The organism is Mycolicibacterium iranicum (genome assembly GCF_002101705.1).
GTDB lineage: Bacteria > Actinomycetota > Actinomycetes > Mycobacteriales > Mycobacteriaceae > Mycobacterium > Mycobacterium iranicum.
This window is the reverse complement of the sequence record NZ_LQPC01000018.1, coordinates 18,488-34,138: the sequence shown is the minus strand read 5'-3', so window position 1 is coordinate 34,138 and position 15,651 is coordinate 18,488. Positions and strand designations below refer to the sequence as shown.

General features: G+C 67.4%; 14 protein-coding genes. 4 read left to right on the top strand and 10 right to left on the bottom strand.

What is annotated here, in order from left to right:
• Nucleotides 1-165 precede the first annotated feature (165 nt).
• Nucleotides 166-1,584 (bottom strand): acyl-CoA synthetase, encoded by a 1,419-nt coding sequence (locus tag AWC12_RS03360; protein ID WP_085172398.1) that lies wholly within the window; start codon nt 1,582-1,584, stop codon nt 166-168.
• Nucleotides 1,585-1,625: 41 nt separating this feature from the next.
• Between AWC12_RS03360 and AWC12_RS03355 the strand changes: the two genes are divergently transcribed.
• Nucleotides 1,626-2,159, top strand: coding sequence for an NUDIX domain-containing protein (locus AWC12_RS03355; protein ID WP_085172396.1), 534 nt, complete (start codon nt 1,626-1,628; stop codon nt 2,157-2,159).
• Here the strand turns inward: AWC12_RS03355 and AWC12_RS03350 are convergent.
• Genes AWC12_RS03350 through AWC12_RS03325 form a run of 6 tightly spaced genes read right to left on the bottom strand, consistent with a single transcriptional unit; the run spans nt 2,156 to nt 8,062 of the window.
• On the bottom strand, nt 2,156-2,929 hold the full coding sequence (locus AWC12_RS03350) for a TauD/TfdA dioxygenase family protein (RefSeq protein WP_085172394.1): 774 nt from the start codon (nt 2,927-2,929) through the stop codon (nt 2,156-2,158). The genes AWC12_RS03355 and AWC12_RS03350 overlap by 4 nt on opposite strands.
• A 5-nt stretch (nt 2,930-2,934) precedes the next feature.
• The gene (locus AWC12_RS03345; protein ID WP_234813818.1) at nt 2,935-3,975 is read right to left on the bottom strand and encodes a D-alanine--D-alanine ligase family protein; all 1,041 of its coding nucleotides are present in this window, start codon (nt 3,973-3,975) and stop codon (nt 2,935-2,937) included.
• Nucleotides 3,965-5,311 carry an ATP-grasp domain-containing protein gene (locus AWC12_RS03340; protein ID WP_024448140.1) on the bottom strand — a complete coding sequence of 449 codons (1,347 nt, stop codon included), beginning with the start codon at nt 5,309-5,311 and terminating at the stop codon, nt 3,965-3,967. The genes AWC12_RS03345 and AWC12_RS03340 overlap by 11 nt, the downstream gene beginning before the upstream one ends.
• Nucleotides 5,308-6,147: an O-methyltransferase gene (locus tag AWC12_RS03335; RefSeq protein ID WP_085172392.1), complete on the bottom strand. Its 840-nt coding sequence runs from the start codon at nt 6,145-6,147 to the stop codon at nt 5,308-5,310. The genes AWC12_RS03340 and AWC12_RS03335 overlap by 4 nt, the downstream gene beginning before the upstream one ends.
• Nucleotides 6,144-7,364 (bottom strand): sedoheptulose 7-phosphate cyclase, encoded by a 1,221-nt coding sequence (locus AWC12_RS03330; protein ID WP_085172390.1) that lies wholly within the window; start codon nt 7,362-7,364, stop codon nt 6,144-6,146. The genes AWC12_RS03335 and AWC12_RS03330 overlap by 4 nt, the downstream gene beginning before the upstream one ends.
• Nucleotides 7,365-7,396: 32 nt before the next feature.
• Nucleotides 7,397-8,062 carry an HAD family hydrolase gene (locus AWC12_RS03325; protein ID WP_085172388.1) on the bottom strand — a complete coding sequence of 222 codons (666 nt, stop codon included), beginning with the start codon at nt 8,060-8,062 and terminating at the stop codon, nt 7,397-7,399.
• A 191-nt stretch (nt 8,063-8,253) separates the two neighbouring features.
• On the opposite strand from AWC12_RS03325, the gene AWC12_RS03320 reads away from it, so the two are divergent.
• Together AWC12_RS03320 and AWC12_RS03315 are read left to right on the top strand one after the other, a co-directional pair.
• Nucleotides 8,254-8,841: a TetR/AcrR family transcriptional regulator gene (locus AWC12_RS03320; protein WP_085172386.1), complete on the top strand. Its 588-nt coding sequence runs from the start codon at nt 8,254-8,256 to the stop codon at nt 8,839-8,841.
• A gap of 186 nt (nt 8,842-9,027) precedes the next feature.
• Nucleotides 9,028-9,528, top strand: coding sequence for an Rv2253 family sensor-like surface protein (locus tag AWC12_RS03315; protein WP_085172384.1), 501 nt, complete (start codon nt 9,028-9,030; stop codon nt 9,526-9,528).
• A gap of 17 nt (nt 9,529-9,545) precedes the next feature.
• Here the strand turns inward: AWC12_RS03315 and AWC12_RS03310 are convergent, their stop codons facing one another.
• Nucleotides 9,546-12,962: a bifunctional proline dehydrogenase/L-glutamate gamma-semialdehyde dehydrogenase gene (locus AWC12_RS03310; RefSeq protein ID WP_085172382.1), complete on the bottom strand. Its 3,417-nt coding sequence runs from the start codon at nt 12,960-12,962 to the stop codon at nt 9,546-9,548.
• Between the two features lie 72 nt (nt 12,963-13,034).
• Between AWC12_RS03310 and AWC12_RS03305 the strand changes: the two genes are divergently transcribed.
• Nucleotides 13,035-13,958: a LysR family transcriptional regulator gene (locus AWC12_RS03305; protein ID WP_024448147.1), complete on the top strand. Its 924-nt coding sequence runs from the start codon at nt 13,035-13,037 to the stop codon at nt 13,956-13,958.
• A gap of 41 nt (nt 13,959-13,999) precedes the next feature.
• Here the strand turns inward: AWC12_RS03305 and dapC are convergent, their stop codons facing one another.
• Both dapC and fdxA read right to left on the bottom strand, forming a co-directional pair.
• Nucleotides 14,000-15,115, bottom strand: a complete 1,116-nt coding sequence (gene dapC, locus AWC12_RS03300; RefSeq protein ID WP_272937871.1) for a succinyldiaminopimelate transaminase — start codon at nt 15,113-15,115, stop codon at nt 14,000-14,002.
• An 11-nt stretch (nt 15,116-15,126) separates the two neighbouring features.
• Nucleotides 15,127-15,450 (bottom strand): ferredoxin, encoded by a 324-nt coding sequence (fdxA, locus tag AWC12_RS03295; RefSeq protein WP_024448149.1) that lies wholly within the window; start codon nt 15,448-15,450, stop codon nt 15,127-15,129.
• Nucleotides 15,451-15,651: the final 201 nt, after the last annotated feature.

Below are 15,651 nucleotides of genomic sequence, written 5' to 3'. Positions count from 1 at the left end.
TCGGGCGCGTGGCCGCAGGCCGACGCCAGCACGGCAGCCAGCGCGCTACCGATCGCGACGAGCGTGCGTGAAATGCCGGGAATTGCGGCGCGTCGCTGTGCAGACACGCGCGCTCGCGGGGCGAGCCTCACCCCCGGGCCGCCGGGTTGCGCATCTCGGCGAGCTTCAAACCCATTGCGCCAACTCTTTCTTCAGGACCTTGCCCATCGCGTTGCGAGGCAGGCTCTCGACGAGGCGGACCTCGCGCGGCCGCTTGTGGGCCGAGAGTTGCTGCGCGACATGGTCGATCAGCTCGTCGGGCTGCGCATCGCCGACGACGAACGCGACGATGCGCTGCCCGAGGTCGGCGTCCGGCGCCCCGATCACCGCGGCTTCGCGGACGCCGCTGTGCCCCAGCAGGACGGCCTCGATCTCGCCGGCGCCGATCCGGAAACCGCCGCTTTTGATGAGGTCGACCGACTCACGCCCGACGATCCGGTGCATTCCGCCCTCGTCGATGACCGCGACGTCGCCCGTTCGGTACCAGCCGTCGTCGCCGAGGACCTCGGCCGTCGCGTCGGCGCGGTTCAGGTAGCCGTCGAACAGCGTGGGGCTCTGCACGTGCAGCTGGCCGATCGACTCTCCGTCGTGCGGCAAGGCTGACCCGTCGTCGGCGATCACTCGCGTTTGCACTCCGTTGAGCGGCAGGCCGACCCAGCCGGGCCTGCGCTCCCCCTCTGCCAGCGTGCTGAGCGTGATCAGCGTCTCGGTGCTCCCGTAGCGCTCGATCGGCGCATGGCCACTGAGAGAGGACAATCCGTCGAACACCGGCACCGGCAACGCGGCGCTTCCCGACACCAGCAGCCGAGCCGGTGCCAGCGCGCGCGCCGCGTCACCGTTCTCGACCACCCGCGACCACACGGTCGGGACGCCGAAAAGCAGCGTCCCGCCGAGCTCACGGACCGCATGGGCGTACAACTCGGGCTTGGGTTTCCCGGTGTGCACGAAGCGGTTTCCGACCCGCAGCGACCCGAGCAAGCCCAGCACCAGGCCGTGAATGTGATACATCGGCAACCCATGTACGAGGGTGTCGTCGGGCGTCCACTGCCAGGCCTGCGCCAACATGTCGATATCGGCGGCGATTGCCCGGCGGCTGACCACCACACCTTTGGGCAGGCCCGTGGTGCCGGACGTGTAGACGATCATCGCGGCGGCGTCCGGCGACGGCTCGGCGTAGCGGTGCCACGACCTCGCGTGCAGTCTCACCGGGACGTGCGGGAGCCCACCGGTGGCCTCGGGCAGCTCACCGAGCCAGGCCTGCGCCCCCGAATCGGTGAGGATGTGACGCCTCTCGGCCTCGCCGACATCGGCGGGAACCGGGACGACGGGCACGCCGGCGATCAGGCAGCCGGTGACGGCGAGCACGGTCGCGGCGGTCGGCGTCGCCAGCACGGCAACGCGCGAGGCTCCGCCGACGCGTTCGGCGACCGAGGTCGCCGCCCCGACCAGATCGCTTCGACTCAGGGACACCCCGTCGATGCGCACCGCGTCGTCGAGGTCAGCCCCCGCCGCCACGGCCGCGGGGTTCAAGGACGCCAGCAGCACAGAACGTGAGGCTACCCGCAACGGCTGGTCATACTGGTCCGGTGGATTACATCGAGGCCGTGGGCTCGCGCGAGGTGTACCGGAATCCCTGGATGACAGTTCGCGAAGACGAGATCCGACGGGCCGATGGCACCGCGGGAATCTACGGAGTGGTGGACCGGCCGACCTATGCGCTGGTAATTCCGCAAGACGGGAACCGGTTCCACCTCGTCGAGCAGTTCCGCTATCCGCTCGGGCTGCGTCGCTGGGAGTTTCCGCAGGGGACGGCGCCGGGCCGGGCCGAGTTGGACGTCGCCGAACTGGCTGCCCGAGAGCTGCGGGAGGAGACCGGGCTGATCGCGGGGTCTATGACCGAGATCGGATTGCTCGATGTCGCGCCGGGGATATGCAGCCAGCGGGGGCGGGTGTTCCGTGCCACGGAGCTCACCGAGGGACCGCACGACCGCGAGCACGAGGAACAGGACATGCGCAGCGCCTGGTTCACGCGTACCGAGGTCGAGCAGATGATGCGCGGTGGCGTCATCACCGACGCGCAGACGATGGCGGCGTGGACGCTGATGCTGCTCCACGACTAGGAGGCGGCGTCGCTGACCATCCCCCGGTGCATTACTCGGTCACCGACGACCCCGGAGTGGTCGGCGCGGTGCATCACGCACCGGTTGTCCCACATGACGACGTCGCCGGGCTCCCAGCGATGGGTCAGCACATTGTCGGCGCGGGTGGAGAAAGCGAACAGGTACGACAGTGTCTGTGCTGACTGGTCGGCTGTCATCCCGCTCAGCGACGCACAGCGTTGCAGTGCGGACAGATACAGCGAGGTCCGGCCGCTGACGGGGTGCCGGTGTAGCACGGGATGCTCGGCGCTGCACTCCTGTCCGTCGGTGAGGGTCACGCCGGTGGCGACATGCGTGACGAGTCGGCCTTCGAGTCCGTCCCGGATGTTCTCCGGCAGCGTGTCGTGGGCGCGGTACTGGTTGCTGAACAGGGTGTACCCGCCCTGCTCCGGCACGGCGACCGCGCGAAGCGCCGTGTAGGCGGGCGGGGTGCGCACATAGCTGGTGTCGACGTGGAAGGTGGACCGCGGTGGGCGGCTGCGCCCGACGTTGGTCACCACGTTCAGATCAGGGTGGGTCGGCACGGGCGTCTCACCAGCGGTGAACTGGATGTCCCCGAAGCTTCGCAGGAAACGCAGCAGCGCGTCGTCGTCAGTCTGCTGTCGCCGCAGGATCACGACGCCGTGCTCGGCCAACACCCTCCGCATCCAGGTCACCGCCGCTTCGTCGAGGGCATCGACGCGGACCCCGGTCACCTCGGCACCGAGGGGTGTCAGGGCGGACGCATGCATAGGTGTCACCTTCCCGCGAGTTCGGCCAAGGATTCTTCGAACAGTTGCCCCAGATCCACGCCTGCAGCGGAGGCCATGGTGGCGACCACGCTGCTCGGCGCGTACGAGCAGTACAGACCGGCTTCGAGGAACCACGGTTCGCCCGAGGGGTCGATGCGAAAGTCGAACAGGCTGTAGTCGCGGCAGCCGAGTGCCCGGTGACATCGGCGTGCTGCGGCCCAGACTCGCTGCGTCACAGGGTCATCGGTGGGTACGATCCAGGCCCGCTCGGCGCTCTTGGCCATCAGCTGCAGCTCGCCGTCACCGTCGCGGTCGAGTTTGTCCTCGCGGGTCCGGATCGGCTTCGCGGCAGCGTCGACGGCGTACTCCTCCAGTGGCAGGCCGATCAGCTCGCCGTCGCGCACCAGAATGCCGCACCGCACTTCTCGACCGAGCGGGACGAACGTCTCGACCAGCGCGGCGTCGTCATGTGCCAGCGCGTCATCGACGGCCCGCTCGTAGTCGTCGTCGCAGGTGACCAGCGTGACTCCCACGGAGTTGTCCGACGAAACCGGTTTCACCACAACGGGATAGCTCAGATCGGTGCGGGTGCGGTCGCGCACCACACGGCCGGCGGGCACTCTGACACCCGCCGCAGCGACGATGGCCCGCGCCTTGGCCTTGTCCGCTCCGACCGCCATCACGTCACCGGAGCTGCCGAGGTAGGGCACCCCGAGCGTGTCGAACAGGGACCGGTAGACGGTCATGCCGGGACGGCAGAACATCTGCGGGACCATCACGTCCGGTGAGAGACGTTCGATGTGAGAGATGGCCTGCGGCAATGACATCGGTGACGCCGCAGCCAGCGAGCACGGTGCAAGATCGGCCGGGAAGGACCAGCAGCCACCGGGAGCGACATAGGCGACGTGCATGCGGTAGCGCGGCGAATCCGCGAGCGCCTCGATACTGGCTCGCGCGTATAGCCGGGATAGCTCGGCGAAGAACTCGTCGACCGGAGAGCCGACGAGTTGGAGCACGGTGCGCACGGGCCCGGGGTCAGTCGCCACCCGGCTCCACCAGCTTGCCGATGTTGAAGTCGATGCGGCTCCAGCCGCGCCGGTTCCGCAGATTGTGCACCAGCAGCGACGGGATCTGCAGGTGATGCACCAGCAGGTAGGGCAGCGGATCCTTCGGGTCGAAGATCGCGTCCTTTCCGGAGATGATGCCGCGCAACCGCTTCCACCGCCGTCCTTCGGTGAGCAGGCGCCACAGCTCGTGATAGATCCAGTACGTCGCGCGCGCATCGGGTTGCGGCACGACGGTCGGGTGCCCGTCTTCGAGGTAGGCCCGGGCCACGCGGGGATCGTCGTAGAACATGGTGATGGCCGAGTGCGTGCGCGGGTTGCATTCGATCGCATAGACCCGGCCGTCGACGTCCTCGATGAAATCGAACGACACCTGGCCGGTGAGTCGCAGCGCCGCCACGAAACGCTCCACCCAGGAACGGATCTCCGGGTGGTCGATGTGGGCGTAGTTGACCTGGAACGCCGACGATTCGCAGCAGCCGTAGACCTGCACCGCGCCGTCGCGCACGGTGCTGTGGGTGCAGTACTCGCGGCCCTCGACGAACTCCTGGAGGATCCACGGATCGTCTTCGGAGATGTTCAGCGTCCGGACGAACTCGGCATTGCGGCGCGGGGTGTCGGCGGACAACCGGGTGAGGTCCATACGCCCGACCGGGTTGTACGCGATACGTTTCAGGATGTAGCTGCGACCGGTCGGGAACTCGAAGTCGTCGATCTGTGCGGGATCGGTGATTCTGTGCGAGTCGGGCACCGTCAGACCCAATGAACGTGCGAGCGAACTGAATTGGGCTTTGTCATCCAGCATGCGAACGATCTCGGCATCGGCGTGCACAACGTCGCAGAAGCCGCGTAGCAGATCCCCGACGTCCGCGTCGTGCACGCTGGCGGCCGGGCTCGACACCGGCAGGAACACATCGACGCCCTCGCGGTGCACGATATCGGCCAGCGCGCGGGCGTAGCCGGAATGCGTGGGCTCGGGGACGATGTGGAACGCGTCGACAGCCCGCGAGAAGCGGTGACCGGTGAAGCGGTACTTGGCGGACTCGACCAGAACGACTCGGTGTCCGGCGGCATGGCAGGACCGCGCCAGCTGTAGCGCCTTCGTCATCTTGCCACCGGTGATGAGCACCGTTTTGACCTTGCCCTCGGCGGATCGCGGTCGCGGTGCGGTCGGACCGCGCGCGATGGCCGCCGCGACCACCGCGACGTCGATCGGCAGGGTCGCGAACAGACCGGCCAGGGCCAACACGGTGCGTCCCGTGTTCGCGGAGCCCGCGGCAGTGACCGCGGCACGCGGTAGGTGCGCGACGCCCGTCACCGAGCGACCCGACGGATCAGGGTCACCCCGTCACGCAGCGGGATGAGGACCTGCTCCACCCGCGGGTCGTCGGCGATGGCCTTGTTGAAAGCGGCGATCGCATCCCCGTTGCCTGATCGCTGCGCCCCCATGTACGGCTGACCCTGCATCAGCGTGTTGTCGACCACGATGACCGCGTCCGGGCTCAACAGCGGGCTGTCCAGAAGGTAGTTCACATACTCCAGATAGCCGGCCTTGTCTGCGTCGATGAACACGAGATCGAACACGTCACCGTCGAATGTCTCGGCCAAGGCCTGCAGCGTGCCCATCGCCGGTCCCACGGCGATCGAGATGCGTTGCCCGGCAACCGATGACCCGAAGCACTGCTGCGCGAATCGGGCCGCCTCCGCATCGACCTCGCAGGCCATTAGCGATCCGTCCTCCGGGAGCGCCTCGGCCATCGCCAACGCCGAATAGCCGGTGAACATGCCGATCTCCAAGACACGCCGCGCACCGCTGAGCCAGACCAGGAACTTCAGCGTCTGCCCCTCGACATGGCCGGACAGCATCTCCTGCTCGAGGAACACCGCACCGTCGGGCGCATCCCGATGGGCCCAGTCGGTTTCGGCTGTCCGCTCGGCCAACTTCGCCAGATCGGCCGACTCGCGCGTGGTGCACTCCGCCACGTAGGGGTCCAGGCCCGCAGCCAGATCACGGGCGCGGCGCAACCGGTCGGCAGTATCGGCGGGCAGGCCGGCGACCGCGTCGAGGTCGCGGACCAGTTCGTCGAGCTCGGCGGCCAGGATTGTCGTCGGCGTGACGGGCCGGGCAATCCTGGCAGCCGTACGACCGCTCACCCGGCGTGGCCCTCGGCGGGTGTGAACATGTCCACGCCGTCACCCCCGCGTTCGAAGCCCAGACACAGCTTCTTGTGCAGGGTCAGCGTCTCGGCAAGTTCCTCTATCGTGACGTCGTTGAGGAAGCGGCACCGTCCGATCGGATCCGGCACCGCCGCCCGCAACAGCCCGTCGCGGGTCTTCAGGATCGAATCCGTGGCTGCGGCAAGCAATTCGGGTGTCAGATAGTCGCTGTCGAGGGCGAGCCCGAGCGTGCTCATCACCCCCAGTACCCGGTCGCGGTCAGCGGCAGACAGATAACCGCGCAGTTCGGCGAGCGTGGTCGACAGCGCCATGTCGATGTTGATCGCGTGGCCGTGGAAGAACGGTCGCTCCGGAGTCAACTCCAATGTCGGACTCCAGGTGTGGCCGAACGCGATGACGCGGTCGAGGTCGAGCTCGTGCAGGTTGGGCGCCTCCAGCTCCAGCATCGTCGCGATGGCCTGAAAAGTCAGCCGGTCACCGGCCCGACGCAGCTCGGGCGTTCCGTCGAGGTGACCGAACCGCGTACGCAGCAGATCCGCGCCGTGAGCCTCCAGCAGATCGAAGATCTCGGCGTTGCCGACGACCGCGATCTTGATCAACTCGGCCATCCCGTTGCGCACCTGATCCTCGGGAAGTGTTCGCAGGAAAGAGAAGTCGAGGAAGACTTGCTTGGACGCGTGGTAGGCCCCGAGCCGGTTCTTGTGCTTGCCGTGGTTGACGGCCACCTTGATCGACACGCTGGCGTCGATCAGCCCGATCAGCGTGGTGGGGATCCGGATGTAGGGGGTGTTGCGCCGATAGCTGGCGCAGGCAAATCCGGCGACGTCGGTGGTCAGGCCACCGCCGACGACGAGGACGGGCTCGGTGCGCACCAACCCGTACGCGTCGAACTCCGAGACGATCCGCTCGTAGGTCTCCAGCGACTTGGCCGTTTCCCTGATCTGGATCGGAATGACGGTCAGGGCGATGCCGTGGTGGGCGAAGTACGCGTCGATCTGGGGGCGGTAGAGCGCGTAGACGGTCTCGTCGACGACCATCAGGGTGCGCCCGTAGGCCCGGTAACAGTCGGCCAGTGCCGACTGCCCGATGTCGAAGACCCCGTTCACGTACTGCAGGTCATACTCGATCTTTTCGTAACCCTCCACGTGAAACGTGCTGTCGGACACGGTCACTCGGGCTTTCATGGTGCTCATCATCGATCTCCTGGAAGTGGTGGGACGCTCGGTCAGGGCTTGACCATCGCGACGACGTCGTCGGGGCGCAGCGCGTCCACCGTCGTCTCGGCCGCGGTGAAGTCACCGCCCGAGGTGTTCTGGTTGGGGAAGGCGATGCAGGTCAGACCCGCGGCGGTGGCGGCGCGCACCCCGCCGGCGTTGTCCTCGATGGCGACGGCGTGCGTCGCGTCCTCGCCGAGCTTGTCCAGCGCGTGGCGGTAGACCTCAGGGTCGGGCTTGCCCGCGGATACGGCGGAACCGTCGACGACGAGATCGAAGGTGTCCGCGCCGATCGCGGGAGCCAGCGCGGCGAGCAGCGCCTCGACGTTGTCTGCCGACGTCGTGGTGATGAACCCCAATCGCAGACCGTCCTGACGGGCGCGCTCGATCGTCTCGACCACGCCTGGCCGAGGAGACACCGAGGTCGAGGACAGCAGTTCGCGGAAGATTGCCGACTTCGTCTCGTGGACCGCCGCGGCATCGACGTCTTCGCCGCGACTGGCGGCGAACTGCGCGATTCGGTCGCGGCCCCCGTTGCTGCCCAGCATGGATACGTACTCATCGCGCGACCAGTTCCAGCCCAGCCCGTGTGCCTCGAAGGCTTCGTTGAAGGCTCGGCGTTGCAATTCAGAGGTATCGGCCACGGTGCTGATGGAGCCGAAGAACAGTGCGGACATGGCAGTCCTTCCGGGTTGTGCGCAGCGCCCGTCGGGTCCCCGCGCCGTCGATTCCGCGATAACGCCAGCTCCGCTGTTGAACTAGCCGTACAGTACTGATCCAATCGTTCATTCCGGAACTTGTCTACCACTAATGGACAAAATGTCCATTAGATAACTTCTGCGGACCAGCAGTACGACGCGGCAGGGAGGTGACGGTGGCGCCGGCCGACGACGGGTCCTCGGAGACCCAAGGCGAAGACGCACGTGTGGCGCGCACCCGAGCAGACGTCAGCCGAGCGGCCCTGCAGGTCCTCATCGAGGAAGGGTGCGAGGCCCTGACGCACGCACATGTCGCCGAGATCGCCGGTTACTCCAAGACCACCCTGTACACCCATTGGCCGGCCCGCCTCGACCTGATCATGCTGGCGCTCGACGCGTTGGGCGAGATGCCGCATCTGGAGCGCACCGGCGACCTGCGCGCCGATCTGATCGGCGAATTGCACGTCTTCCGGCAGGCGGTCGTCGACCTGCGGCTCGACCACATCCTGTCCGTCATGGCCCAATGGGCTTCGGTCGACGAGATGGCGCGCGTGCGCGACCGGATCAACAGCGACGGTCAACGCCCCCTGCGCGTCATGCTCGCCGAGAAGCTCGGGGACGCCCAGCTCGAGGCTGCGGTGTCGATGCTGACCGGCGTCGTCGCCTGCCCCACCCTGATGTTCGGGACGCTGCCCGACGACGCGGTGATCGAGGCGGCCGTCGATCTGGTACTGACGGCCGCGACGTCGCGGAACTGACGTCGCGGATCGGGCGGATCACCACGCCGAGCTCCGTTCCGCACGAACATCATTCGGTCTTGAATGCCGAAACGCGCTCCGATACCAAGCCGTGATCCAACCGTGCCCGAACAGGCCGTGTCGGTGAGGCACCTTGGCGGATGAGGCAATTACCGTTCTAGTGCCACTGGAGAACAGCGAGGAACCATGTCTGCCCGAGGGGCTCGCCGCGCGCTTGCATCCGCGACTGTCGTTGCGGCCGCATGTGTTTGCGGCGAAGGGACCGCTTTCGCGGCACCCGCGGAGTGGAGCGGCCGGTACACGGTGGTGACCTTCGCGTCCGAGAAGATCGGCACCAGCATCGCGACGCAGCAGCCGGAACCGGACTTCAGCGCCCAGTACACGTTCACCACGTCATGCGCCGGCCAGTGTGTCGCCACGGCGTCGGACGGGCCGGCACCGACCAATCCGACGATCCCGCAGCCGACCCGCTACACGTGGGACGGCAGGCAGTGGATCTTCAATTACAACTGGCAGTGGGAGTGCTTCCGCGGCGACGATGTGCCGCGCGAATACGCCGCGGCCCGATCGCTGGTCTTCTATGCCCCGACACTCGACGGTTCCATGTACGGGACGTGGCGCACCGAGATCCTCGAAGGCGTGTGCAAGGGCACCGTCATCATGCCCGTCGCGGCCTATCCGGCGTGACCCTGCAGTCCGACGCGTCAGCCGAACAAGCCCTCCACGAGCGGCGTCGGCGACCCGAACCGGTGTGCGGTGACGGCCACCGCCTGCTCGCGCAGGAAGGTGAGCAATTCGACGCGGCCGGCCTCGACGACGGGGTGCGCGTAGAGCGCGATGTCAGCCCGCCCGCCACTGGCCTCGGCGAACTCCTCGCGGCTGCCACCGAGCAGTCGTACGCGGCCAGGTGCACTGTCCCGCAACACTTTCCGCCACTCTTCTGCACCCTCGATGCGGTAGGCGATGCCCTGCGATCGCAGGAGTTCGGCGACCGCGGGATCAAGCGGCTCCGGCGTCGACACCGTGACGTCGGAGCCCGCCAGCAGCCCCGCGCCGACCACCCGCAGCAAAGGAGCCGTCGCGCCGTCCTCGGCGCGAACCGTCACCGGCACCGGCCGGTAGCGCAGCACGTTCTTTTCCGCCTCCAACCCCGTCACGTCGCGGGTGATGCCGAATTCCTCGGCCCAGCAGAGGGCGTCCGATCTCAGCGATCTCTCCAGGAACTCGTTGTCGGCTCGGCTGAGGCCGAATTGGGTTGTCCCATCGACGAATCTCTGGACGGTCGTAGTGATCCGGCCCGCCTTGGTCGCGGGCGCGGCGCGCCAGTCGCACAAGCCGATCAGATAGTTCGGTCCGCCGGCCTTGGCGCCCGCGCCGACCGAGGACTTCTTCCATCCGCCGAACGGCTGGCGCCGCACGATCGCGCCCACCGTCGACCGATTCACGTAGGCGTTGCCTGCCTCGACCCGGTCGATCCAGCGTTCGATCTCCTCGCGATCGAGCGTGTGCAGCCCCGCGGTGAGGCCGTAGTCGACCTGATTCTGGATCGCGATCGCCTCGTCGAGATCGGCGGCTTCGATGAGACCGAGGACGGGTCCGAAATACTCGGTGAGGTGGAATTCGGATCCGTGCCGGACGCCGGTCTTCACGCCGGGAGACCACAGCCGGCCGGTGTCGTCCAGCCGTCGCGGTTCGACGAGCCACTGCTCCCCCGGCGCCAGGGTGGTCAGTGCGCGCAACAGCTTGCCCTCTGCAGGTTCGATGATCGGGCCCATCTGCACGGTGGGGTCCGACGGATAGCCGACTTTAAGCGAGGTGACCGCATCGACGAGCTGATCGCGGAATCGCTTCGACCGCGCAACTGAGCCGACGACGATGCCCAGCGACGCGGCCGAGCACTTCTGGCCCGCATGCCCGAACGCCGAATACACAAGGTCTTTCACGGCGAGGTCGATGTCGGCGTGCGGCGTGATCACGATGGCGTTCTTGCCGCTGGTCTCGGCGAGCAGGGGCAGATCGGGTCGGAAGCTGCGGAACAGTGCGGCCGTGTCGAACGCGCCGGTGAGGATCAGCCTGCCGACTCGCGGGTCGGAGACCAGGCGGGCACCGAGGTCGCCCTCCTCAACGTGCACCAATTGCAATGCATCGCGCGGAATTCCGGCGTCCCACAGCGCCTGCACCATCACAGATCCACACCGGCGGGCCTGTGTCGCGGGCTTGATGATCACCGCGCTGCCCGCGGCCAGCGCGGCCATGGTCGAGCCGGCGGGAATCGCGACCGGGAAATTCCACGGCGGCGTGACGACGGTCAGACCCACCGGCACCGCCGAAGCTCCGTCGATGTCGTCGAGCTGTTCGGCAAGGCCCGCATAGTAATTGGCGAAGTCGATCGCTTCGGAGACTTCCGGGTCGCCCTGGTCCAGGGTCTTGCCTGTCTCGGCGGCCATCACCTCGAGCAGCGCCGGACGGGCTGCCTGAAGGGTCGCTGCCGCGCGGCGCAGGACGGCGCCTCGGTCGGCACCGGAGCGGGCCGACCAGTTCGCCGAAACACCCGTCGCGATGACGGTTTCGAGGGCATCGGCAGATGTCACGGTGTGCTCGTCGACCAGCGCCACACCGGCCGTCGACTCCGCGATGCGGTCGGTGATCGCGCGTCCCCATTCCCTGTTGCCGGTCAGTGCGGGATCGGTGTCGGAGACATTCGAAAACGGCTTGCGCACTGCGTCTTCCGGGTCGTCGATACGCCGGTCCTGGCGACGGTTGGGCTGCGGAACGTGGCCATCGAGCGCCTGCAGGGAGGCCACGAACCGATCCCGCTCCCGTTCGTACAGCGTGCTGTCGCTGTGCAATTCGAAGACGGCGGACATGAAGTTCTCCTGGCTTGCACCCTCTTCGAGCCTGCGCACCAGGTAGGCGATGGCAACGTCGAAGTCCTTCGGATGCACGACGGGCACGTACAGCAGAAGTCCACCCACAGTCCGGCGTACGGCTTCGGCTTGTGCCTCGGCCATTCCGAGCAGCATCTCGAATTCGACCCGATTGCGAACGCCGCGCTGCCCCGCAAGCGTCCACGCGTAGGCGATGTCGAAGAGGTTGTGACCGGCGACGCCGACGCGGACGTTCTCGGTGCGGTCGGGCTGCAATGCGTAGTCCAGTACCCGCTTGTAGTTGATGTCGGTGTCCTGTTTCGTCGACCACGTTGCCAGCGGCCAATCGTGCAGTGAGGCCTCAACGTGCTCCATCGGTAGGTTGGCGCCCTTGACCAGACGGACTTTGATGCCCGCCCCGCCGCGCTGCCTGCGGGCGCGGGCCCAATCCTGAAGGCGGACCATCGCACCCAGCGCGTCGGGCAGGTAGGCCTGCAGCACGATCCCGGCTTCCAGGTCGAGTAGTTCGGGCCGGTCCAGAAGCCGGGTGAACACCGCGACGGTCATCTCCAGATCGCGGTACTCCTCCATATCGAGGTTGATGAACTTCTTCGTCGGTGACGTCGCCGCCAGGGTGAACAGCGGCAGCAGGCTCTGCTCGACGTGGCCGACAGCTTCCTCGAATGCCCACGGGGAGTGGGGCGGCACGGTCGCTGAGACCTTGATCGACACATAGTCGACGTCAGGGCGAGCCAACAACCGCTCGGTCCCCTTCAGACGGCGGGCAGCTTCGCGCCGGCCCAGCACGGCTTCGCCCAGCAGATTGATGTTCAGCGCGACGCCGCGTTCCCGGATGCGTGCGATGGACTTGCCGAGACGTGCATCGGTCGCGTCGACCAACAGGTGACCGACCATCTCGCGCAGCGCCCGCGCGGCGATCGGGATGACGACTCCCGGGGCGACGAGCGACAGCGCCGCGCCGAGCCTGATCAACAGGCGCAGGTGCCACGGCAGGAAGCCGGGGGTGTGGCGCGCGAGATCGCGCAGATTGGCCGCCGCCACGCGGTTGTCGTCGGGCCGGATCACCCGGTCGACGAACCCTACGGTGAAGCCGAGTCCCGCAGGGTCGCGGAGTACGTCGGCCAGCCGACGGGCAGCAGGGGCGACAGGCTGTCCGGCTGCATCGTCGAGCCACCGCCTGACCAGGGTTTCGACCTCCGTCAGTACCTGATCGTCAGTACCCATAAGCGTCATTTACTCATGATCAGCCCAGGCGAACCTTAGAATAAAGCGATGAATTCTGACGGTAATCAGTAAGCAAATTCGATGAATCGGCGACCGGACCTTCTCGACATCCGTCGCCTCCGTCTGCTGCACGAGCTGAGCCTGCGAGGCACGTTGGCCGAGGTCGCCGAGGCGCTTCACCAGAGCCCGTCGTCGGTGTCGCAGGGGTTGACCCAGCTCGAACACGACGTCGGCGTCCCGCTGCTGGAAAAGGCCGGCCGCCGCGTCCGGCTCACCCCGGCGGCCGAGGTCCTCGTCGAGCACACCGCCGCGATCCTGGAACGGCTCGAGTTGGCCGCGTCGGAAGTCGCCGCGCAGCGCTCCGAGGCGGCGGGCACCCTCCGCCTCGCCGTATTCCAGTCCGCCGCCTCGGCCTTCATGCCCCAGATGCTGACCGAACTGGCTGCGCGCCACCCGCGTCTGCGCGTCACGATGTCCCAGCGCGAGCCAGAGCAGGCGCTCTACGAGACTTGGATGCGCGAGTTCGACCTCGTGATCGCCGAAGAGTATCCCGGGCACGCCGCACGGGTGTTCCCCGACCTGGACCGCGAACCCCTCACCACAGACCTCCTGCGCCTTGCGGTTCCGCCGAGTGGCGAGCCGTGGGACCACATCGCCTCGGTCGAGCAGACCGCCGACCTGCCGTGGACCATGGAGCCGGTCGGCACCGCATCGCGGCACTGGGCCGAACAGCTTTGTCGGCGAGCCGGATTCGAACCCGACGTGCGATTCGTGACCGACGACCTGGAGGCGCAGATCGCACTCATCGAAAGCGGTAACGCGGTCGCCATCCTGCCCGACCTCATGCGGGTGCGCCGCCGACCGGCAGTGCGCGTGATCGACGTCGACTCACGACGCCGCTCGGTGTTCACCGCAACCAGGGCCGCACTGAGCCAGACACCGGCGATCAGGGCATGCCGGGAAGCACTCGCCGCCGTCGTACCGAAACACCTGACGGTGCCTTGAGTTCTCTCGAATCGGGCGCGCTCGACGACGCTCAGCGTCGCTCAGCGCGCCGAATCCGCCAATCGCTGCACCGCAGCGGTGATCCTCTCGTCCGTCGCCGTCAACGCCACCCGCACATGCGACGCACCGCGCGGCCCGTAGAACTCTCCCGGCGCGACCAGGATGCCCCGCTGCGCCAGCCAGGCGACGGTGTCGCGGCACGGCTCACCTCGCGTCGCCCACAGATAGAGCCCTGCCTCGGAGTCATCGACGGTGAACCCGGCCCCGAGCAGTGCCGGCAGCAGCAGGTCGCGGCGACGCTGGTATCGCGCACGCTGCGCGGCTTCGTGCGCGTCGTCGCCGAGGGCGGCCACCATCGCGGCCTGGATCGGTGTCGGCATCATCATCCCGGCGTGCTTGCGGATCGCCAGCAACTCGGCCACGACGTCGGGGTCGCCCGCGACGAATCCCGCACGGTAACCCGCCAGCGACGAGGTCTTCGACAGCGAATGCAGTGCCAGCAGACCGGTGTGGTCGCCGTCGCAGACGTCCGGATGCAGGATCGACAGCGGCGTCGCATCCCAGCCCAGCCCCAGATAACACTCGTCGGAGGCGACCAGCACGCCGCGATCCCGGGCCCAGCCGACGACCTTGCGCAGGTGCTCGACGCCGAGCACCTTGCCGGTCGGATTGCTGGGCGAGTTGAGATACACCAACGCCGGGACCGAGGGGCCCAGCTGGGTCAGCGAATCGGCACGGACTACTGCGCTTCCGGCGAGCAGCGCGCCCACCTCGTAGGTCGGATAGGCCAGCTCCGGAACGACGACCGTGTCAGCCGCGCCGAGGCCCAGCAGCGTGGGCAGCCACGCAATCAACTCTTTGGTGCCGATCGCCGGCAACACCGCGGCCGGATCGACACCGGTGATTCCGTACCGCCGCGCAAGGGCCGACGCGGCCGCTTCGCGCAGCGCCGGAGTGCCGTGCGTCGTCGGATAGCCCGGCGCCGAGCTGGCGGCGGCGAGGGCATCGCGAATGACCGGAGCCACGTCGTCCACCGGCGTGCCGACCGACAAATCGACGATGCCGCCTTCATGGGCACGAGCGGCCGCAGTCACCTCGGCGAGGGTGTCCCAGGGGAACAACGGCAGTGACGCCGACCTGCGCGGGCGGCGGGTCAATTCAGACGTGCTCAGTCCTCACCCTGAGGAGGCAGGTCCTTGACGGACTGCGGGTCGTTGTCGGTCTGGCCGACCTTCGATGCGCCACCGGGCGAACCCAGTTCGGCGAAGAAGTCCGCGTTGTTCTGGGTGTATCCGCTCCACTGGTCCGGGACATCGTCCTCGTAGTAAATGGCCTCGACCGGGCACACGGGCTCGCAGGCCCCGCAGTCGACGCACTCGTCCGGGTGGATGTACAACATGCGAGCGCCCTCGTAGATGCAGTCGACGGGGCACTCCTCGATGCACGCCTTGTCTTTGACGTCGACGCAGGGCTCGGCAATGACGTACGTCACGAACTACTCCTCAAGTTCTCTCGAACTACCTGTCCAGTGGGGCTGCTGACTAGGCAGGACTCAGCTGATCACGCAACCAATCCCAGCAAGTATCCATGCCGTTAGCTGGACGCGTGTCTCAGTGTGCCCTAACTTCCACGCAAACCCGGTTAAGGGTTGCGCGTGGTTACAGATACTAAACGTCTCACTTACCTCTCGCCT